Source organism: Cytophagales bacterium (genome assembly GCA_033344775.1).
Taxonomy (GTDB): domain Bacteria; phylum Bacteroidota; class Bacteroidia; order Cytophagales; family Cyclobacteriaceae; genus JAWPMT01.
Genome location: JAWPMT010000005.1, coordinates 2,428,061 through 2,453,389, shown reverse-complemented (window position 1 = coordinate 2,453,389; position 25,329 = coordinate 2,428,061). Strand labels below are relative to the sequence as shown.

22 protein-coding genes are annotated in these 25,329 nt (G+C 44.3%); 14 read left to right on the top strand and 8 right to left on the bottom strand.

Annotation, left to right across the window (positions count from 1 at the left end; translation table 11 throughout):
* The first annotated feature begins 55 nt into the window (after window positions 1-55).
* From R8G66_27965 to R8G66_27940, 6 genes are all read left to right on the top strand, one after another.
* A complete protein-coding gene (locus R8G66_27965; GenBank protein MDW3196241.1) occupies window positions 56-1,369 on the top strand; it encodes a hypothetical protein in 1,314 nt (437 codons plus the stop codon).
* 55 nt (window positions 1,370-1,424) lie between these two features.
* Complete coding sequence (gene lptC / locus R8G66_27960; protein MDW3196240.1) at window positions 1,425-1,940, top strand: LPS export ABC transporter periplasmic protein LptC; 516 nt, start codon at window positions 1,425-1,427, stop codon at window positions 1,938-1,940.
* Between the two features lie 6 nt (window positions 1,941-1,946).
* On the top strand, window positions 1,947-2,174 hold the full coding sequence (locus R8G66_27955) for a hypothetical protein (protein ID MDW3196239.1): 228 nt from the start codon (window positions 1,947-1,949) through the stop codon (window positions 2,172-2,174).
* Window positions 2,175-2,223: 49 nt separating this feature from the next.
* Window positions 2,224-3,480, top strand: coding sequence for a hemolysin family protein (locus R8G66_27950; GenBank protein MDW3196238.1), 1,257 nt, complete (start codon window positions 2,224-2,226; stop codon window positions 3,478-3,480).
* Window positions 3,481-3,574: 94 nt separating this feature from the next.
* Window positions 3,575-5,695: a peptidylprolyl isomerase gene (locus R8G66_27945; GenBank protein MDW3196237.1), complete on the top strand. Its 2,121-nt coding sequence runs from the start codon at window positions 3,575-3,577 to the stop codon at window positions 5,693-5,695.
* 80 nt (window positions 5,696-5,775) lie between these two features.
* A complete protein-coding gene (locus tag R8G66_27940; GenBank protein ID MDW3196236.1) occupies window positions 5,776-6,912 on the top strand; it encodes a THUMP domain-containing protein in 1,137 nt (378 codons plus the stop codon).
* 105 nt (window positions 6,913-7,017) lie between these two features.
* Here R8G66_27940 and R8G66_27935 read toward each other — a convergent pair whose 3' ends face one another.
* Window positions 7,018-9,288, bottom strand: coding sequence for a 3'-5' exonuclease (locus R8G66_27935; protein ID MDW3196235.1), 2,271 nt, complete (start codon window positions 9,286-9,288; stop codon window positions 7,018-7,020).
* Window positions 9,289-9,492: 204 nt separating this feature from the next.
* On the opposite strand from R8G66_27935, the gene R8G66_27930 reads away from it, so the two are divergent.
* On the top strand, window positions 9,493-10,074 hold the full coding sequence (locus R8G66_27930) for a hypothetical protein (GenBank protein MDW3196234.1): 582 nt from the start codon (window positions 9,493-9,495) through the stop codon (window positions 10,072-10,074).
* A gap of 157 nt (window positions 10,075-10,231) precedes the next feature.
* Entirely contained in the window at window positions 10,232-11,452 is a 1,221-nt protein-coding gene (locus tag R8G66_27925) for a dipeptidase (protein MDW3196233.1), read from the top strand.
* A gap of 154 nt (window positions 11,453-11,606) precedes the next feature.
* Here the strand turns inward: R8G66_27925 and R8G66_27920 are convergent, their stop codons facing one another.
* Together R8G66_27920 and R8G66_27915 are read right to left on the bottom strand one after the other, a co-directional pair.
* Complete coding sequence (locus R8G66_27920; protein ID MDW3196232.1) at window positions 11,607-12,239, bottom strand: transglutaminase family protein; 633 nt, start codon at window positions 12,237-12,239, stop codon at window positions 11,607-11,609.
* A 49-nt stretch (window positions 12,240-12,288) separates the two neighbouring features.
* The gene (locus R8G66_27915; protein MDW3196231.1) at window positions 12,289-12,915 is read right to left on the bottom strand and encodes a carboxypeptidase-like regulatory domain-containing protein; all 627 of its coding nucleotides are present in this window, start codon (window positions 12,913-12,915) and stop codon (window positions 12,289-12,291) included.
* Window positions 12,916-13,097: 182 nt separating this feature from the next.
* On the opposite strand from R8G66_27915, the gene R8G66_27910 reads away from it, so the two are divergent.
* From R8G66_27910 to R8G66_27890, 5 genes are all read left to right on the top strand, one after another.
* The gene (locus tag R8G66_27910) at window positions 13,098-13,481 is read left to right on the top strand and encodes a metalloregulator ArsR/SmtB family transcription factor (protein MDW3196230.1); all 384 of its coding nucleotides are present in this window, start codon (window positions 13,098-13,100) and stop codon (window positions 13,479-13,481) included.
* On the top strand, window positions 13,481-14,176 hold the full coding sequence (locus R8G66_27905) for a YjjG family noncanonical pyrimidine nucleotidase (protein MDW3196229.1): 696 nt from the start codon (window positions 13,481-13,483) through the stop codon (window positions 14,174-14,176). The genes R8G66_27910 and R8G66_27905 overlap by 1 nt, the downstream gene beginning before the upstream one ends.
* Window positions 14,177-14,867: 691 nt before the next feature.
* Window positions 14,868-16,496 carry an L-glutamate gamma-semialdehyde dehydrogenase gene (gene pruA, locus R8G66_27900; protein MDW3196228.1) on the top strand — a complete coding sequence of 543 codons (1,629 nt, stop codon included), beginning with the start codon at window positions 14,868-14,870 and terminating at the stop codon, window positions 16,494-16,496.
* Between the two features lie 311 nt (window positions 16,497-16,807).
* Entirely contained in the window at window positions 16,808-18,037 is a 1,230-nt protein-coding gene (locus R8G66_27895; GenBank protein ID MDW3196227.1) for a WG repeat-containing protein, read from the top strand.
* A gap of 60 nt (window positions 18,038-18,097) precedes the next feature.
* Window positions 18,098-19,051: a carboxypeptidase-like regulatory domain-containing protein gene (locus R8G66_27890; GenBank protein MDW3196226.1), complete on the top strand. Its 954-nt coding sequence runs from the start codon at window positions 18,098-18,100 to the stop codon at window positions 19,049-19,051.
* A 209-nt stretch (window positions 19,052-19,260) separates the two neighbouring features.
* Here the strand turns inward: R8G66_27890 and R8G66_27885 are convergent, their stop codons facing one another.
* Both R8G66_27885 and R8G66_27880 read right to left on the bottom strand, forming a co-directional pair.
* A complete protein-coding gene (locus R8G66_27885; protein ID MDW3196225.1) occupies window positions 19,261-21,210 on the bottom strand; it encodes a hypothetical protein in 1,950 nt (649 codons plus the stop codon).
* Between the two features lie 111 nt (window positions 21,211-21,321).
* The gene (locus R8G66_27880) at window positions 21,322-22,161 is read right to left on the bottom strand and encodes a dienelactone hydrolase family protein (protein ID MDW3196224.1); all 840 of its coding nucleotides are present in this window, start codon (window positions 22,159-22,161) and stop codon (window positions 21,322-21,324) included.
* A 117-nt stretch (window positions 22,162-22,278) separates the two neighbouring features.
* On the opposite strand from R8G66_27880, the gene R8G66_27875 reads away from it, so the two are divergent.
* Window positions 22,279-23,322, top strand: a complete 1,044-nt coding sequence (locus tag R8G66_27875; GenBank protein MDW3196223.1) for a DUF3089 domain-containing protein — start codon at window positions 22,279-22,281, stop codon at window positions 23,320-23,322.
* On the opposite strand, the gene R8G66_27870 is transcribed toward R8G66_27875, so the two are convergent.
* The 3 genes from R8G66_27870 to R8G66_27860 are packed head-to-tail and all read right to left on the bottom strand — an operon-like array spanning window position 23,312 to window position 25,326.
* A complete protein-coding gene (locus R8G66_27870; protein MDW3196222.1) occupies window positions 23,312-23,857 on the bottom strand; it encodes a hypothetical protein in 546 nt (181 codons plus the stop codon). The genes R8G66_27875 and R8G66_27870 overlap by 11 nt on opposite strands.
* 48 nt (window positions 23,858-23,905) lie before the next feature.
* A complete protein-coding gene (locus R8G66_27865) occupies window positions 23,906-24,478 on the bottom strand; it encodes a phosphoribosylglycinamide formyltransferase (protein ID MDW3196221.1) in 573 nt (190 codons plus the stop codon).
* Window positions 24,479-24,483: 5 nt separating this feature from the next.
* Window positions 24,484-25,326: a geranylgeranylglycerol-phosphate geranylgeranyltransferase gene (locus R8G66_27860; protein ID MDW3196220.1), complete on the bottom strand. Its 843-nt coding sequence runs from the start codon at window positions 25,324-25,326 to the stop codon at window positions 24,484-24,486.
* Between the last annotated feature and the right edge of the window lie 3 nt (window positions 25,327-25,329).

Here is a 25,329-nt window from a genome sequence, read left to right as displayed (position 1 = left end):
AATGGTTATATTTGTGACTTGCACTTATTGCAAGTCGTTGAGAAAAGCAATCGATATGAAAAACATCAAAAAAGGTTTTGTCTTCGCCGTACTAGCTACAGCGGTGTTCTTTGCCCAAGCTCAACCCGGATGGAACTGGGGTCAGGACGTTGATAAAGCGAAGGAGCAAAATGCCCTTTATACTGACCTGTTTAAGGCAGGAAAATTTGAGGAAGCGATCGTTCCTCTGGAGTGGTTGTATGAGAATACACCCGATCTTCATGTATCTATCTATCAGCAAGGGGAAAAAATCTACAGCAATCTTGCTTCCAAAGAAGCAGATGCTACCAAGAAAGAAGAATATGTACAAAGAGGATTGGAGATATTCGATCAGCGCGTTGAGTATTTCCAGAAAGAGGCCTTCGTAACCAATCGAAAAGCCATTTTCGCCTACAAATTTTACAATAAGACCAAAGAAAAATATCCTTACCTGTACGAGCTGTTCACTAAAGCTGTGGACATGAACGGTGAAAAGACCAACGCTGGTAATCTCGTTGCTTACATGAATGTGGTCTACAAATTCCGATTTGCAAAAGGAGATGTAAGTGATGAGAAAGTAATTGAGATTTATTCTATCATTTCCGACCATTTAGCTGCTCAAAGAGCAAAAGTTTCGGATGATAAAAAAGCTCGTTACGACAAGTATCAGGATCAGGTAGATAAACTGCTTACTGCTACTGTAGAAGTGAATTGTGAATTCGTTGAAACGGTACTCGGACCTAAGCTGGAGGCTACCGGTGATGTGAAGTGGGCCAAGAAAATTTTCCAATTGCTGCTCAACAATAAGTGTACAGATAGCCCGCTGGCAATCAAATCAGCGACCATCATCAACGAAAGTGAGCCTGATTATGGTGTATGTCTCTTCATCGCTAAGAAAGCGACTGCCAATGAAGATTATGCTCAGGCATTCGAATACTTCAATAAAGCGATTGATCTGACAGATGATAACATCAAGAAAGCAGACGTTCATATCGATATGGCGAAAATCTACAATGTGCAGGATCGCAAGATTGATGCACGAAGCAGCGCGAGAAGAGCATTGGCTTTCGATCCTTCTAAGAAAGAAGCCAATCGTTTGATCGGTACGCTTTACATGAAGAGTTTCGAAGAGTGTAAAGGGGGACAAAGCAAAGTGCAGGACAGAGCGGTTTACATCGCTGCTTACAATGAATTTAAAAGAGCAGGTGAAGCCAAATTGATGGAAGCTGCTCAGGCACAATTCCCTTCCATTGAGGAGATCTTCAATGAAAACTATGAAGAAGGTAAGCAAGTCACTGTGGGATGTTGGATCAATACAGACGTGACAATTGAAAGAAGACCTGCAAACTAATTTGCTCTCTATAAAAAGCATTGCGGCCATAGGATATTCCTGTGGCCGTTTTTTTATGCTCTGCGTACTAGTTGCGATGGTAGCCTGTGAGACCAAGGACCTGAAGCAAGCTGAGTCGTACGAAGGGCCTATTCGGGTCATTGTGGATGAAAATACCATGATGACTGATTCCGGAAAGGCGGTGATCCGTATCCGTTCGGCCAAAAAGATCACCTTTAAAAGTGGAGATGAAAATTGGCCTGAAGGGTTGAATCTTGAGATTTACCGCAAGGATGGAAAAACAAAGCAATCGACTTTTCGTTCCGATGTGGCTGAGTACAGCAGTGAGGAAGATATCTATCGTGGCATCGGGAATGTGGTAGTACAGAACTTCGATACCAAAGATGAACTCAATACCGAGGAATTGTTTTGGGATCCCAACAAAGAGATTTTCTACACCGAGAAGTTTGTAACCATCGTTTCGGATGGAGAGATCCATACAGGGAATGGATTGACGGCTGACCAAAACTTTGATAGCTACACCATACACGAGCCTTCAGGTACCCTGACCATTGAGGATGACCCACAATAACTGTTAATGAAAGGATCCGAAAGTATTTTCTTTTTTATGGCATGGGGTTTTTTTGTGATCGGTACGCACCAGGCGCTGATCTATTCCATATCTGAGGCCTATGGAATTTTTGTGTTCTCGCTGGGATTACTTTTTGCCTATGCGTTCAAGAAGGGACGCAGGAAACTTAAGGAGGAGGAAGAAGAAAAAGCCCGAAAGAAATCAAAAAAGAAGCCATCAAAAAAGAAGCGATGACCCTTTGTAACTATATTAGATACGTGGAAGCTATTTTTTCTTCACGCCTATGATTTGGGAAGGGATATTAATTTGCCTGTTTTTCTCTGCTTTTTTCTCCGGGATGGAAATAGCTTTTGTTTCTTCCGACAAGATCACTCTTGAGTTGATCCATCAAAAAGGAGGAAGAGTAGGATGGATTCTTGGCATTTTTCATCGCAATCGTGCACACTTTCTGGCCACTACATTGGTGGGCAATAATATCGCTTTGGTTGCGTATGGAGGCTTGGCGAACATTTTGCTTAAAACCCACTTCCCGTTAGAGCCGCTACTCTTGTCAATACCTCTCTATGCGATCATCTCTACCATTTTGGTTTTAATAACGGCAGAGTTTCTTCCTAAGAGTTTATTCATGCTCAACCCTAGTTTCATGTTGCGTTTGCTTGCCATTCCCATGGGACTGATCTATTTGTTGCTTTGGATTGTTGTTTGGCCTGTGGTGCAGATTTCCAAAATCATCATCACTCAGATATTCAAATTGGAATATTCTGAGGATAAACCCGTTTATGGCATCACAGATCTCAATAACTACATCAGAACAAATATCATATCGACTCCTGAAGAGGAGCATGAGATCGACACCAAGATCTTCAACAATGCCTTGGAATTCAAAGAGGTAAAGGTCCGGGAGTGTATGATCCCCAGGACAGAGATCATAGCGGTAGATATTGATGACGACATTCAAGAACTGAAACAGGCGTTTATTGAAAGTGGACATTCTAAGATTGTGGTGTACAAAGAATCCATTGATGACGTAATTGGCTACTGTCACTCACTTGAGCTCTTTAAGAAACCTTCCACCATTAAAAAAATCCTCACATCGATCATTATTGTGCCAGAAACCACTCCGGCAAATGAACTATTGGTACAATTCATCAATGAGCACAAAAGCCTGGCTCTGGTGGTCGATGAGTTTGGGGGGACTTCCGGGATTGTCAGCATGGAAGATGTCATCGAAGAAATTTTTGGAGAGATCCGCGATGAACATGATGATGAAGAATTGCTGGAAAACAAGATTTCCGATACAGAATACCTGCTAAGTGCCCGTCACGAGATCGATTACCTGAATGAGACTTATGCTCTCGATCTTCCAGAAGGTGAATTTGACACGTTAGGAGGGTTGATCCTGCATGTTTACGAGGACATTCCCGACCTCAACGAGGTGATTACGCATGAGAATTTCGAGTTTGTGATCGTTTCTGTGCAGGATAATCGCATCGATCATGTACGATTATCCCTGATCGATCTGGAAGAAAATTCAAAGTAGTTGATAATTAGCCCTTTATCTTTTGATAAAGTCATGGGCGTTTGCCCCCGACTCCTTATTTTTGCCGTCTTAAAAATTTTTCAAGAACGGACAAATGGCGTTGATTAATACTTTAAGGAACCGCATGGGCAAGATCGTGATTGTCTTCATCGCATTTTCGATGGGAGCTTTCATCTTGACTGATTTGCTGCAATCAAATTCAGTGTTGCTAGGCGGTGCCTCCACAGAAATCGGAGAAATGGCCTCCTCCGAAGTATCTTATGAAGAATTTCAGGCCGAAGTTGAAAGACTTTCTTACAACTACCTTATCCAATTCGGAACCAACCCCAATGCGCAGGCAATCGATCAAATACGACAGCAAGCCTGGCAGGAACTGATCATCAAAAAAGTATTCGGTCCTCAATTCGATCAACTAGGGATCGAAGTGACTGATGATGAGATGATCGAAATGGTTCAGGGTAAAAACATTCACCCAGACGTACAGAGAAATTTCTCAGACCCTCAGACTGGTTTGTTCAACAAAGAACAATTGATGACGTTCTTGCAGCAGATCAGTTCTGCTCCTGTAGAAAATCAGCGTCCCTGGAAAAACTTCGAAGCGAGTCTTCGTCCTTCCCGAGAGTTGACCAAGTACGAGAATTTGTTGGCGAAAACAACTTATGCGAATAAGTACGAGTCAAAGGGGAACTATGTAACCAATAATTCCACTGCTTCGATTGACTTCCTCTACGTTCCATTCTTTTCCGTAGCAGATTCATCTGTTGATGTAACTGAAAGCGAATTGCAGGATTACCTGGATAGTCATGCGGATGAGTACCAGTCAGAAGAAAGCAAGAACATAGACTACATCGTGTTTGAAGTTAAGCCTTCCGCAGAAGATAGTGCAGTGGTTCGTCAGGAAGTAAACGACCTGAGAGAAGAATTACTGACCAGCGAAAATGATTCTTTGTTCGCTTCGATCAACTCTGAAGGATTCGCTCCTTACAATACATACAATGCTGGTACTCTTCCTCCGGAGATGCAAGGTGCCGAGGTTGGTGATGTGACTGAGCCTATCGTTTCAGGTAACACCTATACCATCTACAAGTTGTCGGATAAAGTAGCGGGTGATGAGGAATTCGTGAAGGTAAGCCACATTTTGTTCAAATGGACTGATGAGTCCGATGAAGCAAAAGCCGAGGCGAGAAGACAAGGAAATCAAATCCTAAGAGACATCAAAAACGGAACTAATTTCGAAGAAATGGCCAGAGTTCACGGAACAGACGGTACCCGAACGCGAGGTGGGGATCTGGGTTGGTTTGGAGAGAATTCCAGCTTTGTTCAGGAATTCAAAGATGCATGTTTCAACTTCAGAGGCACAGGATTATTACCATCGCTGGTGGAAACAAGCTTTGGTTTTCACATCATCAAGGTCACTGAGCCTAAGACCAATGAGTCTTTCAAAGTGGCGAAAATCGAACGTGAGCTTTTCGTAAGTGACGAAACACAAAATTCCATTTATCGAAATGCAGATCAGTTTGCATTGGAGAGCAAAAACCTGGATGATTTTGTTACAAATGCGACTGATAAAGGTTACGAGATCCAGAAAGCGACTAAAATTGGTCAAAATGATCAGCGTCTAGGCAGCATCAACGAAGCTAGAAACGTGATCTTCTGGTTGTACAACAAAGCCGATGATGGTGATGTATCTGAAGTATTTGAGACGGACGATAAATACATCATCGCTATAGCGACCAGCACACAGGAAAAAGGAACTGCTAACCTGGATGATGTTCGAAATGAGATCACTAAGAAGGTAAGAGATCAGAAGAAAGCGAATCAGCTTATTGCTAAGCTCGCTTCACTAAGTGGAAGCTCTTTGGAAGAATTACAAGAGCAATATGGAGACGATGCTCGTGTGAACTCTGCTGATATCAACCTGAGCAGCACATCCATTGCTAATGTGGGCTATGCACCGAATGCAGTAGGATTGGCGTTCGCATTGGAATCTGGTGAGCAAACAGCTCCATTCAAAGTGGATAATGGTGTGATGATCGTTTCTTTGAGCGATAAGAACATGGCCGCTGATTTGGATAACTATGATGCTTATCAATTATCTGTTTTGAACAACAGAAGGTCATTCAAGCGAAGAGAAGCACCTGTAATTGATCAAAATATCTACGATGTAGCGATTGATTTTGCGGATATCGTAGATGAGCGTTACAAGTTCTTTTAAGAACGAGTAAGTACATAAACTATCAAAGGGCCGCCTCAAAGGGCGGCTTCTTTTGTTTTAAACAAAAAGACCGAAATACCTTGAAGCTACTTGTAAAAACCCTATTTGGCCTGGAGGATATCCTCGCGGAAGAATTGAAGGAATTAGGCGCGGAAAACATCAAACCGATCAAAAGGGCGGTGGCTTGTGAAGGGAATTTACCTTTTTTATACACAGCCAATTACAATCTGAGAACGGCACTTAGGATATTGATTCCGATCCATACTTTCCATGCGAAAAGTGAGAAGGAGCTTTATGAACAGGTGAGAACATTCGACTGGTCCGATGTACTTAATACACATCAGACCTTTGCAATCGATAACAGTGTCTTCTCTGATTTCTTCAAGCATTCGAAATTTGCGACGCTTGTCATGAAGGATGCGATTGCGGATCAGTTCCGGGATAAGACGGGCAGAAGGCCATCGGTTGACCCTAAGAGTCCGGATGTGCAGTTTGATCTGCATGGGTGGAAAGATCGGTTTACGATTTCCATGGACAGCTCGGGAGAGTCCTTAAATCAGCGAGGCTATCGGGGAAGAGGTCATGCGGCCCCTTTGAATGAAGTGCTGGCCGCAGGGATGCTCCAATTAGCAGGCTGGGACAAATCCAAGCCCCTGGTTGATCCGATGTGTGGAACCGGAACACTCCTGATTGAAGCAGCCATGAAGGCTTGTAATATTCCTCCGCAGATTTTAAGGCGAAATTTTGGTTTCCGTAACTGGCAGGATTTCAATCCGACGATCTGGAATCGGGTCAAAAATGAATCCGATGCGAAGGTGCGGAAATCACCACTGGACATCAGTGGCGGAGATATTGATCCCAGGGCTGTGGCCATGGCCAAGTCTTCTTTGAGAAGCCTGGATTTGCGAACTCAGGTGAAGGTTCGAGAAGTCGCTTTTGAAAATCATAAACCCTTATGGGATTCTGGCATGCTGATCACTAACCCACCTTATGGCGAACGGATCGGAGAAGGGGATATGATCGACTTCTACAAACAGATGAGTGATTTGTTTAAGCAGAACTATCAGGGATTTGAAGCCTGGGTACTCAGCTCGAACATCCAGGCACTCAAAAGCATCCGATTGGCCCCTTCAAGGAAAATCCCACTATTCAATGGTGCGTTGGAATGTAAATTCCAGCAGTACAAATTGTACGCGGGTTCAAAGGAGGAGGAATAGAAGATCTTTCAATCTGGGCTTACCAAACTTAGCTTGCCAAAGTGAGCCTTTCAAATTGAGCTCGTTGGAATGAGCCTGTCACACTGGCCTTGTCGAAGTATAGGCTTACTCCAAAATCCGCAACTTGGCAAAAGAAAGCAGCAACGTTTTCTCACCTGCCTGATCAAAGTTGACCTTGGCTTTTCGGTTAGAACCCTGCTCATCGATCAGGGCCACTACCCCAAATCCGAACTTCGGATGCTCGACCTTCATGCCCACAGCGAGCTTGGAGGTATCGCTGGCTTTGAAGTCCGAACTCGGCTTGTGATGCACCGCATTTGCAAATCGCTTATCGGTGTTCTGCCGCTTCATGTTGCTCACGAAATTTTTCGTGACATAATTCATAGAAGGTGAAATCGGATCCGAGTTGGAGAATTTACGATTGACTTTGATGAACTCAGGGCTGATCTCTTCAAGGAACCGGCTCGGTTCACAGTTTTTAAGACGACCAAAACGATAGCGGTTCAGGGCATAACTCAGGAATAATTTTTGCTTCGCCCTGGTAATAGCTACGTAGAATAATCTTCGCTCTTCTTCCAGGTCAGCCCGGCTTTGCAACATCATTTGAGAAGGAAACAGCTCTTCCTCTAACCCAACGATGAACGTATAATTGAACTCTAGCCCTTTGGCCATGTGGATGGTCATTAGCGTGACGGCATCCTCAGTGCTTTTGTTACGATCTTCATCCGTCAGCAAGGCTACATCCTGAAGGAACGCACTGATAGAAGTATCTTCTCTTGATGGATCGTCAGTAAATTCTTTGATCGCATTCAGGAGTTCCTGAACGTTTTCGTACCGACTGAGTCCTTCTACGGTCTTGTCTTCATACAAATCACGTAAGATTCCCGAATTCTTCGCGACCAATGCTGCGGTATCGTAGGCATCCTTTTTCTCAGCAGTCAATCTAAAGCTTTTGATCAGCACGGTAAAGTCCTGTACTTGCTGCCCGCCACGGCCACCGATGAATTTGGTGGCGTTTTCCATGACATCCCACAAGGGCATATCATGGTCATTAGCCGCTACAATAAGTTTTTCTACGGTGCCTGGACCAATCCCTCGTTTAGGAAGGTTGATGACCCTGCGCATCGCTTGTTCATCATTGGCATTGATCATGAAACGCAGATATGCCAGGATGTCTTTGATCTCTTTACGCTGATAGAAAGACAGCCCACCTACCACGCGGTATTTCAGGTTGTTTCTGCGTAGGGCTTCCTCAATGGCTCTAGACTGGCTGTTGGTGCGGTACAGGACCACAAAGTCATTGTTAGGTGCCTGACTTTGCATCTTCGTTTCGAAAATCGCACTGGCCACCAACTTCCCTTCTTCGTTATCAGAAGTCGCCTTGATCAGTTCGATGAGCTCGCCCTCTTCGTTAGAGGTCCAAACCTCTTTCTTCAGCTGCGCACTGTTCTTATGGATGACCGAATTGGCAGCCTTCACGATGGTCTGGGTAGACCGGTAATTTTGCTCCAGCTTAATGGTTCTCAAGTCAGGATAGTCCCGTTCGAAATTCAGGATGTTCTGGATGTCAGCACCACGGAAGGCATAGATACTTTGTGCATCATCACCCACTACACAAATATTTTGTCGTACCGCTGCTAATCGGCGTGCGATCATGTACTGTGAAATATTGGTGTCCTGAAACTCGTCGATCAGGAAGTATTTGAAGCGCTGCTGATAGGTATTCAATGCTTCCGGATGTTCCTGAAAGAGTACGTTGGTGTTGAACAGCAGATCATCAAAATCCATCGCGCCGGCCTTGAAGCAGCGCATGACATAAGCCTTGTAGATCCGCCCCATTTCCGGACGCATGTTGGCCAGGTCATCCTCATAGTAGATCGGATTCTGAGTATACTCCTGCCAGGAAACCAATCGGTTTTTCGCGCCTGAGATACGGTTATAAACCACGTTGGGTTTGTACAACTTGTCATCTAGCGCAAACTCTTTGACGATCTGTTTGATCAGTGTTTTCGAGTCGTCGGTATCATAAATGGTGAAGTTGCTCTGATAGCCCAATCTATGGGCTTCCGCTCGCAGCAATCTGGAGAATACGGAGTGAAAAGTACCCATCCAAAGATTGCGGGCATCCGTACCCACTACCGTACCGATCCGGTGTTGCATTTCTTTGGCCGCCTTGTTGGTAAAGGTCAGTGCCATGATGGAAAATGGATCTACTTTATGCTCCCGGATCAAATGCGCAATTCTATAGGTGAGTACCCTCGTTTTGCCCGAACCAGCACCAGCGATGATCATGCATGGACCTTCGGTGTTTACCACTCCTTCGTATTGAGGAGGATTTAATCCTTCTAAATAGTTCGCCACAGATTCACTTCCCATTGAACAAAATTACTAGGTAATTTCTACTTTAAAGATTAGAAAATCAATTGGTTTTGCCCTATCTCTGGAAGGAGCTCATTTTGATTTTCGACCTTACCCTTTAGAGGAATGAAGCGCAGCGAAAGGGATTAAAAGGAAATCTGAATTAAGTAATTTATGTGGATCAATCTCCGTCAAAAGAGCCCTTCTTTATAAGTTTGATATATGGGTATCAAACGTTTCATCACGGCTTGCTGGAAGGCGGAACAATCCTCGGAAGCCGTAAAGCTTGACGGGATTGAAATAGGTGACCGATCCTACCGAGCGCTGGAAGAATGTGAGTGCGATTTAGATGAACTATATCCAGGTCAGTATTTAGAGACAGGAGAGGAATTGTCCTTTGAAGAGATCCTGGGTGGTGGTTCTTATGTGTTTTTGAAAAAAATCGATCAGAAGACATGCCATCAGGCCTATTGCCATGTCCTGGCCTGGATAAAAGTGTTGCGGGATTTATACCCTCAGGGGTACGAAGCTGAGTGGAAAACCTCGCCGGATGATCATCCTGAGGATATCGCTTTTGCCCAATCATTGGATGAGCAACTTCAGAAGGCGAATAGCCTATGTGAAAATTTTCTTTCGACGTATGAATCCATCGAACAATGGATGATGAGATATCACCCTAAAATGGATGAACAGGTAGACACGTGTATAGGTTGGTCTCATGCTGTCATAAGATTTGCAAAAGCAGTTCGTGACAAAGTGTTGGAATCGAATGGTGAGATAGAAATTGAATTTGTTACGGGGTAAGTGGTTACGACCTCTTATGTTCAATTATTGACTCCATTTGCTGCCGCTGTTGTAAAAAATCTCCCGAAAGCAGATGAAAATGATTTTGTTTGCCAGGAATTTCGAGATGTTCCGTAGAAAACGGAGATTTTGGAATTAGCAATTAACCTGGTTTTTTATGTATCGATCTTTACTAGCAGTGGCATGCCTTGCCATTTGCTTTGTTGCACAAGCTCAAAACGACAAATTAGCGGTTCAGGCGGAAGCCCTCGCCAAGAAAAATATCATTGTTGATGGACATGTCGACTTGCCTTTCCGCATGGTGGTCAAAGGATTCATGGTCAAAAAGGAAATTGAAGATGTTTCTGTTGAAACTACCGGCAATTTCGACCATCCCAAGGCCAAAAGAGGAGGGCTGGATGCGCCGTTCATGTCCATTTATATTCCTTCACGCTATCAACAAACTGGTGGAGCCAAAGCTTTTGCGGATTCCTTGATTGATATGGTAAGCCAGCTACCGGATGAGTTCCCGGAACTCTTTGCCTTGGCTAATTCGCCGCAGGACATAGAAGCAAACTTCAAAAAAGGTTTGATCTCCTTGCCCATGGGCATGGAAAATGGCGCACCAATAGAAGATGACCTGGCCAATGTTGAATATTTCTTCAATCGTGGAATCCGGTACGTCACCCTTACCCACGCTACTGATAACCAGATCTGTGATTCTTCTTATGACGAATCGGACGATAAATGGGATGGCCTAAGTCCCTTTGGAGAGGAAGTGGTAAAAGAGATGAATCGGCTTGGCATGCTGGTAGATATCTCTCACGTATCGGATAAAGCATTTTATGATGTGATGAAAATCGTGAAAGCACCTGTGATCGCATCACACTCGTCAGCAAGGAAATTTACTCCAGGTTTTGAGCGTAACATGGACGATGATATGATCAAGTTGCTTGGTGAGAACGATGGGGTGATCCACATCAATTTTGGCTCAAGTTTCTTATCAAAAGAATATCAAGACAATATCTCGGAAATCCGTGAACATCTTGTGAATTACCGGGCAGAGAAAGGATTGTCACAAGACGATGAAGCGTATCAGGAATATGCGGAATCGTACATGAAGGCCAACAAGCAGTTTGAGGATGTCGAAAAAGTAGCAGATCACATTGACCATGTGGTAAGCCTGGTGGGTATTGATCATGTGGGATTTGGTTCGGATTATGATGGTGTAGGTGATAGCTTACCTACAGGCCTTAAGGATGTATCGACTTTCCCTAATTTGATCCGTGAATTGCTGGAAAGAGGTTACTCGAAAAAAGACATTGCCAAGATATGCTATAAGAATACGTTCCGGGTATGGAACAAAGTGCAGAAGGTAGCGGCTGATTGGGAGGGGTGACATCCGTTTCCTACCTTGCCGGTAGGCAGGCGAGAGCCTCAACGTACTCTGTATCTACATTTTGGCTGTAGAGCCTGTTTGGAGAGCACATGCAATTGATTTCTACGAAACACAGAAATTCCTAAGCACAATGAGGCACTAGAAATGTGCTTGTCTAAAACAAAATCCTTCCCTGATCAGAGACTTCTATATTGATGTCCGGATATTGGTTATTGAAGGTTTCCACGATGAAGTCGTAAGGCACATCAGTAAAGTGGCCGTAATCCTCTACGTATTCCATGTATTGCAGATCGTCGCGATTGTAGGGTTGCAGCATGGAATCTTCTGAGCCATCAAAATACAGGGCGTCCACATTGTATTTGTCGCAAAGGGTTTTGTTGAAGGCAGTTGAGGCTTTTAGCCACTTTCCATCGACATGTACTTCTGCAATGCCATGAGGAGCGATGTAATGGGTTCCCAATTTAGCAGTTAGTCCTTCGGCCGCGATATGATTGATGACTTTGGCCAGCCTCAATCTGGCTGGAATTCCCAAAGCCCTGAGTCCTGCGATGAACAAACTGGACTTATCAATGCAATGTCCTTCTGGGTTGGAGGCGATGAAACTTGCTTTGTATTTCTCCTTACTCATGTAAATGACAAAAGGATTGTATCGCCACTGATCTCTTACCTTAAGAAAAAGCTTGCCAATTTTCTCATGGATGGGCAGTTCTTTCAGGTCCTGGACCAGTGATTGAATGCCTTCGTCGGAATAATCGAAATAATAAGTTTCCTGTAGGTAATCGTTCATTGTTTCAAAACACTTTAGAAACTACAAGTATTCCATTAAGAGGTAGGATCTACTTCTTTTTCTTTTTGAGCGATCGGATGAAATCACGCCATGCGAATGGATTCAGCAAGGGATTGGCTACAGGTTGGAAGCGATTGGCAATGGCTTGCTGTTGCTGTTGCATGAAAAACCGGTGGTTCATGTTGGCACTTGCGGGTAATTCCCAATAGGCTTCTCGCAACACATCGCTGTTGAGCAAGCGCTGAAGGTTGTCATAATCACGCTGATCAGGTAACTCCACTGCCAGCACTGCTGCTTTGAAAACGGCTTCTGAAGGATAAGGGAATACTTCTAGTTCATCCAGATAGGTGATGTCTTCTTCGAGTGTCACGATGACCCTGATGCTATTGTCTTCGCGGTGTTCCGGAACCACGTACGAGGCTCGCTTGTAACCCACGGAACTAAATACCAGGCTGTCGCCTTCTAATACTGGCAGAGAGAAAAATCCATATACATTGGTGGTCGTTCCACGCCCTCCAAGTGGGGTGTAAACGTGAACACCAGGAATAACCTCGGTACTGTCCATTCCAAAAACGACACCCGTCAACTGGACCACATTAGGCCGTTGTTCTTCCTGAGCCAATGCCAGGAACCCCATGAGAAGGAATGGGATCAATATGAATTTTCGGAATGACAATTCTCGACTATCTTTTATTACTCTACGATTTTCTACGCGAAGTAGATCAAAAATAATGCAATCGGCTCGCATATATTTCTTAAAAAACCTTAAACGGTCCTTATTGGTTGAAAATTGGCGAATTAAATTCCTAAATGTACCTCGGTCGTGACGTGCTTATCTTTACTTTGTCATTCATTAAAATGAGACTCAAGAACTTCAGCCTTACACTTGGTGCGCAGATTTTCAAAGCCTTCTCTGATGAAGCCAGGGTTCGGATTTTGCACCTGCTGTACAATGCCGGAGAGTTGAGTATCTCCGATCTTGAATTGATGCTTGATTTCACCCAGACGAAAACGTCAAGGCACATTACCTATCTTAAGAATTCCGGTTTGCTGAATGCTCGAAAGAAAGATCAATGGGTCTTGTATAGTATCAAGGAGGAAGTTTCCGACCTGGTGGCCCGAATTTTTGAGTTTCTGCATAAGGATGTAGTGCTCCAAAAAGACCTGGAATTGCATCAAACCATGAAGGCCAATCGAGAGTTGTCCATTAACAAAATAGCTTCTAAAGATTATCGTTCTTAATGCCTGTAAAAACTATTTTCTTCGACCTGGATCATACCCTTTGGGATTATGATACCAATGCGCGCGAGACGCTTTTCGAAATTTACGATGACTTCCGATTGGATCGAGGTTTCTCCTCGGCGGAGGAATTCTTTCAGACCTATCTGGTCCACAACGAAAAATTGTGGCACCTCTATAACCATGGAAAAATCGGCCGGGATGATATCCGGGAACGGCGATTTTACCAGGTGATTTCTGACGTTGGCCTGGACGATAAAAAAATGGCAGAACAAATGTCCGATCAATTCATGGAAGTTTGTCCGCACAAGACTGCTGTGATGCCGGGCACATATGAGATCATGGAGCACTTGAAGCCTGTTTATCAGATGGGGATCATTACTAATGGCTTTTCCGATACACAAGCAATCAAGATGGCAAAAACGGGCCTGGATAAATATTTTGAGATCATGGTTACATCGGAATCTGCGAAGGCCCGGAAGCCCAGTGCGGAAATCTTTAATACGGCCCTGACAGAAGCACGTGCACAAGCAGCGCATGTTGTGATGATCGGTGATAACCGAGCTACAGATATCGGAGGTGCTTTGACCTTGGGGTGGAAAACGATCTGGTACACGAAGGAGGAAGAGGAAGCGCCGGAGAATTGCTGGAAAGTGAAGCACCTGGAAGAGATCGCTCAGGTGATGGAAGAGCTTTAACATGAAGTCGTCACTCCAGGATTACCTGATAGCGTAGCTTATTTTTCCGCGTATTACAGTATAATCGTAGTGGAATCTCCTTCGCCTTCGTTGGTGTCTCACCAACGAAAAACATAAGTAGTCCTTTTTCTTGACGGTGAGGGCGCGATCAAGGGCATAGGTCAGTTCAGAAAAACGTCGTGATCTTTTTCAAAAACGTCTCGTTCATTTCGAAAAACATAGTGATCTTTTCAAAAAAGATGGCAGTCTTTTTTGAAAGGCCTTTCTAGCCTCTGTCGGTGTTATCACCGATGGATAATTTGCATTCTTTGACTTTTTGGTGAAAACACCAAAAAGGGCATTGCTTGATACTTTGAAGCTATCGCCTTCATTGGTGTCTCACCGACGAAAAACATAAGCAGTACTCATTTCTTGATAGTGAGGACACCATCAAGTGCACCTATTTTAGTTGCTAGAACCACGCTCGATGGAAAAGTGGGGAAGATCGACGATACGTCTTGCCTCAATAGTTCTCAAGGAGGCCATTTTGGTACCACAATTAAATTTTATTGCATTCAGTTAAGGGACTCCTCAGATATATTGCTCTCCCAAAAAGCCAATCATGGAACATCTCTGAAAATCCTGTTGTTGCTAAGTCAATTGACTAATTTTGCAGCCTGAAAATTGCAAATCATTAAACCTCAACATTGATATGCCCAAAGGAATCTACAAGGTACCTTCACCGACAAACGAACCGGTATTGAGCTATGCCCCTGGCTCTCCGGAAAAAGCAGCACTGGAACAAGCATTGAAAGATGCTCGTGCGCAGGAAATCAACGTGCCCATGTACATTGGTGGCGAGGAGATCCACACGGATACCAAAGTCCGAATGAGCCCCCCTCACGATCATCAGCATACCTTAGGGCACTTTAGCGAAGGAGATGCTTCTCACGTGCAAAAGGCAGTAGATGCGGCAATGGATGCCAAAGAAGCCTGGGCAAACCTGGGCTGGGAGCACCGCGCCAGTATTTTCCTGAAAGCCGCTGATTTGATTGCTGGCCCATATAGAGCAAGGATCAACGCAGCGACCATGTTGACTCAATCGAAAAATGCGTTCCAGGCAGAGATTGATGCCGCTTGTGAATTCATCGACTTTTTGAGGTTCAACGTGCATTTCATGCAGGAGCTTTACGCCATCCAGCCTGAGTCTGCACCTGGCATCTGGAATCGATTGGAATACCGCCCACTTGAAGGATTCGTTTTCGCCATTACTCCCTTCAACTTTACGGCGATTGCTGGTAACCTATCTGCAGCTCCTGCCTTGATGGGCAACACCGTGGTTTGGAAGCCTGCATACACCCAGGTGTATTCTGCTCAGGTGATCATGGAAGTTTTCAAGGAAGCAGGTCTTCCTGATGGTGTGATTAATCTGGTATTGGTTGATGGCCCGGTCGCAGGTGATGTGATCTTCAATCACGCTGATTTTGGAGGCCTGCACTTTACAGGAAGTACAGCTGTATTCAAACACCTGTGGAAAACCATCGGAACCAACATCGATGCGTACAAATCCTATCCAAGGATCGTTGGAGAAACTGGCGGAAAAGATTTCGTAGTAGCGCATCCTTCAGCAAAAGCCAAAGAAGTAGCAACTGGATTGGCCCGTGGTGCTTTCGAGTACCAGGGGCAAAAATGTAGCGCGGCTTCTCGTGCATACATTCCTGGCAACATCTGGGAAGATGTGAAGAAATACCTGGTAGCAGACATTGCTTCCTTCAAAGTTGGTGGAACGGAGGACTTCTCGAACTTCGTGAATGCGGTCATTGATGAGCGTGCCTTCAAAAAAATCACTGGATACATCGATCAGGCGAAAAATGATCCAAATGTAGAAATCATCGCTGGTGGAGATTACGATGGTAGCAAAGGTTACTTCGTGAACCCAACCGTAATCGTAGCGAAAGACGCAAAATACCGAACCATGTGTGAAGAGATCTTTGGGCCGGTATTGACCATCCATGTGTATGAGCCAGATCAATTCGAAGAGATCCTGAAAGTGGTAGATGATACCTCTCCATATGCATTGACAGGTTCTATTTTCTCTCAGGACCGATACGCAGCAGAATATGCTACAAAGGCATTGAGCAATGCAGCTGGTAACTTCTACATCAATGACAAGCCTACGGGTGCAGTAGTAGGACAACAGCCATTTGGAGGGGCCCGAGGTTCTGGAACCAATGACAAAGCAGGTGCGATGATGAACTTGTTACGTTGGACCAGTGCAAGAACGATCAAAGAAACATTCGTTCCTCCTACGGATTATCGTTATCCGTTTTTGGGTGAGTAGTCAATACTTATGTTCAAATAATACATCTAAATCCCGGCCTCCAGCCGGGATTTTATTTTTGGTCACGTCAAAGTCACATTGAGCCTGTCGAAATGGACATTATACGAAAAGTAATTCAGCTTCAACAGGATTAATAATTGGGAAAGATCGTCAAAAGAGATACCGGATATTTTTCGGTTTCTTTCGGAACTTAAACCGAGAAATTATGGTACGACGATCTTAGTTAGCGGGGCTTTTTTGTAATTGATAATTATTTCCTGCCATATTCTCATTTCCGGGAAACCCCTTCCAATCCAGCGTGTCTATAAGGCATGCAAAACTTACTTTTCCTCCGGTGCTGGGTATTGATCGCTCTTTGCCTGAACAGCTTTACACTAAGTGCCCAGCAAGACACGACAAAACAAACATTTGATTACATCGGCAATTTCGGCAGTTATGGCAATGACCAATGGGCGCTGGTGATCCAGGACGACAAGCGAGGATTCATTGATCGGACTGGTCAGGTAGTAGTTGCTCCACAATACGACCGCATCTATCATTTCGATAGTCACGGCCGGTCCTTAGCCCTGGTCATCAAGGATGATCTCTATGGGTTCATCGACCGGCTGGGAAAGGTGTTGGTCGAGCCTGAATTTGAGCGAATCCATGCTTTTGGGAATAAGCGGAAAAACTGGGCCATGGTAGAGAAAAACGGCTTGTTGGGTTTCATTGACCGAACAGGGAAATTGATGGTACCCGTGCAATATGATCAGATCGGTTCCTACGGACAATATGGCCTGAATTGGGCCCTGGTCTCCCGAAATGGATTGTATGGGTTCATCGACGCGACGGGCGAGGAGGTGGTTCCTTTGAGATATGATCGGATATTCCATTTCGATCAGTCAGGCGTGAGTTGGGCCAAAGTACAGCGAAATGGCCTCTATGGTTACATTGACAAAACCGGGACTGAAGTAGTTACCCCGGAATACACACAAATTGCATCCTTTGGCAGGTATACCCGCCACCTGGCGAGGGTGGAAAAAAATGGACTGGTAGGGTTCATCGATCGTACAGGGAAGGAAGTGACACCTACGAAATATCACCGCATCGAATCTTTTGGCGGGAAGCATCGGTACTGGGCCATGGTGGAGAAAGACGGGCGCTATGGCTTCATTGACAAAACCGGAAAAGAAGTGATTGCACCAAAATACGATCAGATCTCAGCTTTTAACAAGAACGACAAAGAATGGGCAGAAATCAGGATTGGAGATCGTGTAGGCTATATGGACCTGTTGGGTAATGAAGTGGTTTCACCTGCCTTACTTGATCGCGGGGATCATTACGAAGAACTGAGTTCCTTTTTCTCCTCCGGAGGGGATCACCTTGGAACTCATGGGCCTGTGAAAAATTACTTGATCAGTCCATTTACCGCAGGCTATGCTATCGTGAAACACAAAAAATCTTTTCTTCTAGGAGTCGTGGATAAATCCTTCAAAGTCGTGGTACCTGTGAACAAAGACAAGATCATGATCGATGGTGAAGGAAAGATCCACGTGTGGTAATTGAACGCTGGTTTTTCTGAAAATCCTTTTTTCTTTGAGCCATATTAGCGCTTAACAACTATGAAACGCCTTTCAAGAATCTTATTTCTTGCCGTTGGTTTATTCGGTTTTTTCAACATTCAAGCCCAGGAAGTAGCGGGTGCAATTAAGGATGGATCAGGGGCCTCTATTCCGTTCGTACATGTATGGTACAAAGGCACGACTATTGGAACTTATTCGAATCGAGATGGGACATTCCAACTGACTCAAAATGCTTCAGATACACTGGTGTTTAGCTCGATTGGTTACGAAAGGCGCGAACTTCCTGTTGTCCGGATTAGCAGTGACCAGGAAATCGTACTTCAGGAACAATTGATCGAACTAAATACGGTGACCGCCACTGCCAGCCGACTATCACGAAAGAAAGAAATGGGATTCAAAAGATCAGCTTTTTGGTCTCAGATGTACACCGCCTTTCGTGAGGACTATTCACAGAAGTTTAGAATTGAGATGGGTGAATCGGCTAAAAAAGGATTCATTGAAGCGATTCATTTCAAAATCACGGAAACGTCCAATGAATTACCCTTGGTTTGTGAATTGTATTTTACGGCAGGTGAGGAAGAAAAAATGCTTCATGCCAAGCCGCTTCACCTATTAATTACACAAGAAGAAATAAAGCAACAAAGCGTGAGCTTACTAGCACATGACATTACCTGTCCCGCGAAAGCGCCTTTGTACGCTTATTTGACTTTTCTGGGATACGAAGAAAATGGAAAACTGAAGGGAGGATCGGTTGAACTCAAACTTTCCGGTAATAAAACCAATGAGCCCAAAACTTTTATCAGAAGATCATTGGACGATCCCTGGACTAAAAATGTCGACTTTTTTAAAGAAGGCCCCCTGTATGGGAATCTCAATATATGGGTGAACCTAACCCACAAGTCCTTGAAGCATTTACGAACTGGGATATTGCGGCGGAGAATAGTCAATTACCAGTTTCGCTCAATCTGGTTGGCATGGAGATGTTCGGTTTGATTCCCTATCAAGCCCTTGAGATTTATGATTTGAAGGGTAGACTCGTCATGAAAAAGAAGTTTAGCCAAGCACAATTAGGATCTCCAGAGGTAGATGTTTCTAAACTAAAAGCCGCAGCCTATTTTCTGAGAATAGTAGGTACCCAGCAAACAAGATTTTTCAGATTCGTGAAAGAATAACATTCTGTTATAAATCAAGCTTATCGAAGTTTAAAACTGTATCGAAACTCCAATGTAAGGAGAAACATACTCGGTAGCTTCTATGGAACCATCTGCGGTTGGGGTAAAGGCCCAATAGTAATCGGTACCAACTACCAGCCAATTGTTCATGTGATAGGCAAATCGAACTTTCGCAATGGATCGCTCATCGAGTTTGAAGGCATCGCTCAGATCGGCCAGGCCTCCTTTAAGGTACAAAGCATGAATAGAAAACTTGTTGGCCAGTCGGTCCACGGTCGCATTCAGTTGGATCACTGCTGGTGCTGTTTCACTGACATTGTCGGGAATGAGCAAGCTTCCGCCTAATCGGACTTTCTGTAAGATATGTCCGGTTAGGCTACCATAAATTCCTGATTTTTTTTCTGCCCCGACGGTTGAGAATATCCGGGTATCTTTATTCAATTCATAATTAAAGTCGAAAAACTGAGGGATAAAATGCTGTGAATAACTCAAACGCTCGATTCGAATATCCGTATGGAACAGGTCGGCAATAAAATTGAGTCGGAAATTCATTCCATAACTCCAACCACTGCCATCAGCATAGTTTCTCAAAATAAGCCTGTCATCGGTTTGGGCTAATACCGAGAGGGAATCTGACAAGCCACCTTTTAAAAGACTGAGCTTAGAGTAGGTAAAAAAAGCATCGACCTGAATGAATGGAATTTTCCAGACCGTAAATCCTGCATCAATGCCAAAGGCACTGATTCCATCTTCTGTCAATGCATATGATGTAGACGTGCTATCTGTAGATGCAATACTTGTTTGATCTTTGTCACTTGCAAATGTGGCACCAATTTCAAAGGTCCTAATGATTGGAATGCCAGTAGTGGCCAGTGGCCGGGCATAAGGTCGGATCACCAATAAGTTTTGAGAAGCGGGATCAAAATCAGAGTACATGGCCTCTATTCCTCCCAGTCCACGCCAATTGAAATCCAGGTGTAAGCCCAATTTTCGTTTCTCAAGACTGGTACTGTTGGTGTAGTTGTTCACCAGGCCACCAAATCCAATGCTGATGCCATCCAATTGGCCCACACGGAAGTAAACCGGATCTCGTTTTTGGACGCCATATCTTAAATAAGTAATGAGTCGAGCAGCACCTACACCATCTTCAAAAATATCTGTTCGTACCTTCTGATCATCCAGACCGTACAGGATTGGTACATTGAGTCCCACACCGACTTTCCCGATTGAGAATTCCGGATTGAGGATCATTCCTACATAGTTTTGACCGTCAATTTGGGTGAAGGTCAATCCCGCATTTACCTGACTGGGCGAACTATTGGGCAGACCACTCCTGAAGTCGCCCATGGGCGCTACTTTCTTCTTTTCTTTTGGCTTAATTGGTGTTTCTTCCTCGGCCGAAGGATCTTCAACTATCGTTTCTTCTTCTAGCGGGATACCTTCTGTTGTTTCTTCAACCGCCGGTTCCAGATCTTCAACTTCAGGCGCTTTTTCTTCTATTGGGGTCTCTATCACCGGTTCTTGTGGTTCGCCTTTGGACTGACCATCTACCTTTTCGGGAGTAGTAGATTGCTCCAACGAATCTGTGGCAATTTCCGTTTCCGAGAGTGCTTCTTGTTGGAAGCTGTCAGTGGGTTGGGTTTGTAAACTATCCTTAGGTTGCGTTTGTAGGCTGTCGGAGAGGGTAACACTTTCTTGCTGCAAAGAGTCCTGAGGTACGGTAGTGCTATCCGCAGATACATTCAGGTTTTCTGCGGGGTTTTGTGTGGTGTCAGCAGGTGTGACATCTGTTGGAATACTACCTGATTTCTGGAGTTTCTTGAGCTCTTTGAGGCGTTGTTTTTCAGCCTTCTTTTTGGCTTTGAGGGCTTCTTTGGAGTTTTCCCAGAGATAGGAATAATCCGAATAATTATCAGGCTGCTGTGCCAACGCAGGCAGACTGACCATGAATAAGAAAAGGATAGTAAAAACCCGGATCATGCTCAAAACTTAATATTCTCAAAATAATTTAAAAAATTATCTGCAAAATACAATCGAATCCATGTTTCCACTAGCCTTTTCGGTGAGCGGTTTAAAAGAATCGTTGATTGATCAGAATACCGATGCAAATAATTCTTGCATTTCTTTCCACGAAGCTGCATCTGCTTCCTCATTATATGCAAGAGGTAAATTGAACTTTTCTCCGTTGGCATCTGCTTCTTTGCTAGTAAAGCTATGCACAGCCCCTGGATAGGAGACGTATTTCATGTCTGTACCAAAGCTTTCATAAGCTTGTTTGAAAGCGACAATGGATTCTTCTGAAATGAATGGGTCATCCGCGCCATTGCAAACCAAAATTTTTGCCTTTAAGGTTTCGGCATTGGGTTGAAATGCCATTCCTAAACTGCTGTGAAATGCTGCGACTGCATCCAGGTCATATCCAGCATTGGCCATGTTGATCGCTACGGCACCTCCGAAACAATAGCCGATAGCCGCAATTTTATCAGGATCCACATTGGGATGATCCTGTAATGTTTTCAATGCAGCTTCGAATTTTGCCCTTGATTGATCCAGGTTTTGGAAGACCATGCCAGAGAACTTTCCGGCATCTTGAGGATGTTCAGCGACTTTGCCGTCTCCATACATATCGATGGCCAGTGCGACATACCCAAGGTCCGCGAGCATATCTGCTCTTTTTCGTGCGTAATCATTGTGACCCCACCATTCGTGGATGACGAGAATCCCTGGAACTTTAGCACCAGCTGCCGCATTTGTGGCAAAATAGCCTTTCATGTCGATGGTATCCGCCGAGTAGGTGATTTCCCCTTTCGGCACTTCTACTGCTGGCGTGGTAGCTTCTGCTGTTGATTGCTGCTCTTCGGATTTCGGTGTACTACAGGCCGATAATAGCATCAGGCAAATTGCAATGAGATAGGTCGGGTTTCGTTTCATGACGCACTTTTTTTCATAAAACTAAAACAATCTCCGGTCATGACGTTTTTAATTCATGTCGCGTTGATGACGAGATAATTAGCCAAGATTCTACATCTTGTCACATCATTTCCAAACATGAAGAAACTACCTCTCCTTTTACTCTTTTTTAGTTGTTCGCTGATTGCCGGGGCCCAGAAGAAGGTTGATAAATACGGGATTGAAGATCTGAAGAAACTGCCAACTGCTCCGGATTATACTGATTTGGCCATGTGGGCCGGACACCCAGATCAGCAAGATGCGGCGGATCTTGTGCCGGGGAAGGCGGGTGAGCTCAAGGATGGTCAGGCTGACGCGCGAGTTGATGTGTTTTTTGTGCATCCTACCATTTACACAGGTAAGCAGGCACCTGAAAACCCGTGGAACGCAGACCTCAATGACCAAAAGCTCAATAAGAGAATAGATGAGTCGACCATCAAAAATCAGGCATCAGTATTCAATGGATCTGCCAGGGTCTATGCACCCAGGTATCGCCAGGCGCACTACAACGTGTTTTTGACGAAAGACCTTATTCTGAAGCAAAAAGCGCTGGACCATGCTTATGAGGATGTGAAAAAGGCATTTGAACATTATTTGGAAAATTGGAATCAGGGGAGGAATTTGATCATCGCTTCACATAGTCAGGGCACGCTGCATGCTGCACGATTGATTAAGGATTATATAGAAAACAAACCTCTCCAGGAGCAATTGATAGCTGCCTATATTATTGGGATGCCCTTGCAGTGGGATCTGTTTGACAAAATTTCACCTTGTGCGAATGCGGACGATACAGGGTGTTGGGTTACCTGGAATACCTATGCGAAAGACTATTATCCAGCAAGTTTTCGAACCACCTATCACAATGCCTTAAATGTCAATCCCCTCAATTGGAAAGTGGACGAAACCTATGCGCCGGCATCTAAAAACCAGGGTGGCGTACTAAGGAATTATAGGAAGATCCACTCAGAGTTGAATGATGCGCAAAATCATCAGGGGATATTGTGGATCAGCAAGCCGAAGTTTTTTGGCAATTTCCTGATGAACTGGAAAAGATACCATGTGGTCGACTACAACTTATTCTATATGAATATCCGTGAGAATGTAGCCCTACGAGTAGAAAGGTTTCAGGAAGCTAATCGATAATCGGGATCTCCACGATCATGCTGTTGTCTTCGAAATGCAATTCGAGGGTAAAGTCTCCGAGTTCATGACCTTCTTTTTGGGCGAAATCATTGAACAATCCCTCGATGGTTCTTGGAGAAGGTCTTACCAGCGGATGCATGAGCAAGGGGATCATAAGTCGTTGTTCCATTTTCAGTTCCTTCACTTCAAAACCCACGGGGATTTCTGCCATGCCTCCATCAATGGCTATTCCGATAAACTGCTGGACTTCATCATTGTCCAGTGAGCTATTCTGATAGGTAATCACGGCAAAAGTTCCGGGAACATCTCCCGATTCCAGGAGTTCCCGATTTTCAATCCATATCTGTTCGAGATCAGGATGCTTATAGAAACCCTTGAATGATTTACCGACGATATTTCTTTTTTGCGGGCCGACTTTTACGACTTCTCTGGGCTTAAAACCTCCCAGCAAATAGTAGCTGGTAAACCCCAAGGTCACCAATAACACGATGATCAGTGATAGATAAAAGATCTTTTGCTGCTTCAGGTTTGCCATACGCTTGATTTCTGTGAATGCAATTTAATGGGTTGCTGATTACCTGGCTTACAAATTGCCTTCCAGTAGATATTTTTCAATCACTTTTGGGAAGTGTTCATATTCCAATTCATGGATGCGACCAGCCAGTGAGTCTGGGTCATCGATACTTGTTACGGCTGTTTTGGCCTGAAAAAGAACTTTGCCTTCATCATATTTTTCATTGACCAAATGAATAGTAATGCCGGACTCGGTAGCTCCACTCGCAACTACGGCTTCGTGGACATGACCGCCATACATGCCCTTGCCACCGAATGCCGGTAACAAAGAAGGGTGGATGTTGATGATCTTTTGATCGAACCCTTTAATTAATGATGCTGGAATGAGCCAAAGAAAACCTGCCAGTACGATGCAATTAATACCCTCTTCTTTCAATTGACGAACAAACGCATCGGATTTAAATTCCTCTCGTGTAAATGTGGTGCTTGGAATTCCCATCCTTTTCGCCCTTTCGTGGACAAATGCACTAGCCCGATTGGAGTAGATTTTCGCAATTTCAATTTGGTGGTTATCTGAAAAATAGTCAGCCAGGTTTTGGGCATTGGTACCACTACCCGATGCGAAAACAGCGATTTTATGCATGTAGATCAATGAAACAGTAAACTAAGTAAACCAGAGAATACAATGGTGTCGCAAAATAAATGTAATCGACGAAACTGCTTCCTTGTATCGGCGCGGATCAACATATAAATGAACCAAATGAATAGGGGCGTTAATCCCAGAAAGTAGAACCTTAGGATGACATTTTGATAGGTAATCAACAGATAGACTAACAAGGCACTGCCGGAAATAACCACCAGATAGATCAGAAACTTCGCTCCTCGGATGCCCCAGATCACGGGGACAGTCTGAACGCCAAAAGCTTCATCTCCTTTCACATCTTCAATATCTTTTAATACTTCTCTGATGAGTACCATGAGGAAAGCGAACAAAGCGTAGATAAAAGCAATTTTATGGGCACTCTTAAAGAACACGAGTACGATCATAATGGACAGACCGCTAAGTAAGGAAATAGAAACGTTACCGATGAGGGGTAATCTTCGGAGGTAGTTGGAATAGTACCAAAGTAGTGAGGATGAAAAAACGTGCAATAACCCGACCAGAGGATCTACCCAAAAGCCCAGTAAAATGCCTAGAATACTGACCGATCCGTGCGCCAGTATGGCAGGCCTTCTGCTCAACTCCACACCCACAACGACCCTTTGAGGGCGATTGACCATGTCGATTTTCTGATCGTAATAATCATTGATGATATATCCGGCAGCAGCGATCATGATAGTACTGACCACCAGTAGGAGGAATCGAATGTCAAGGATATTTTGTTGCAATAGAAAGAAGGCAGTGGCCATCTGAGTACCCCCGATGATCAGAAGGTTAGGGATACGACTGGCTTTGAGAAAGCCAAAGACCGTTTTTTGAACTGCTTTCACTTA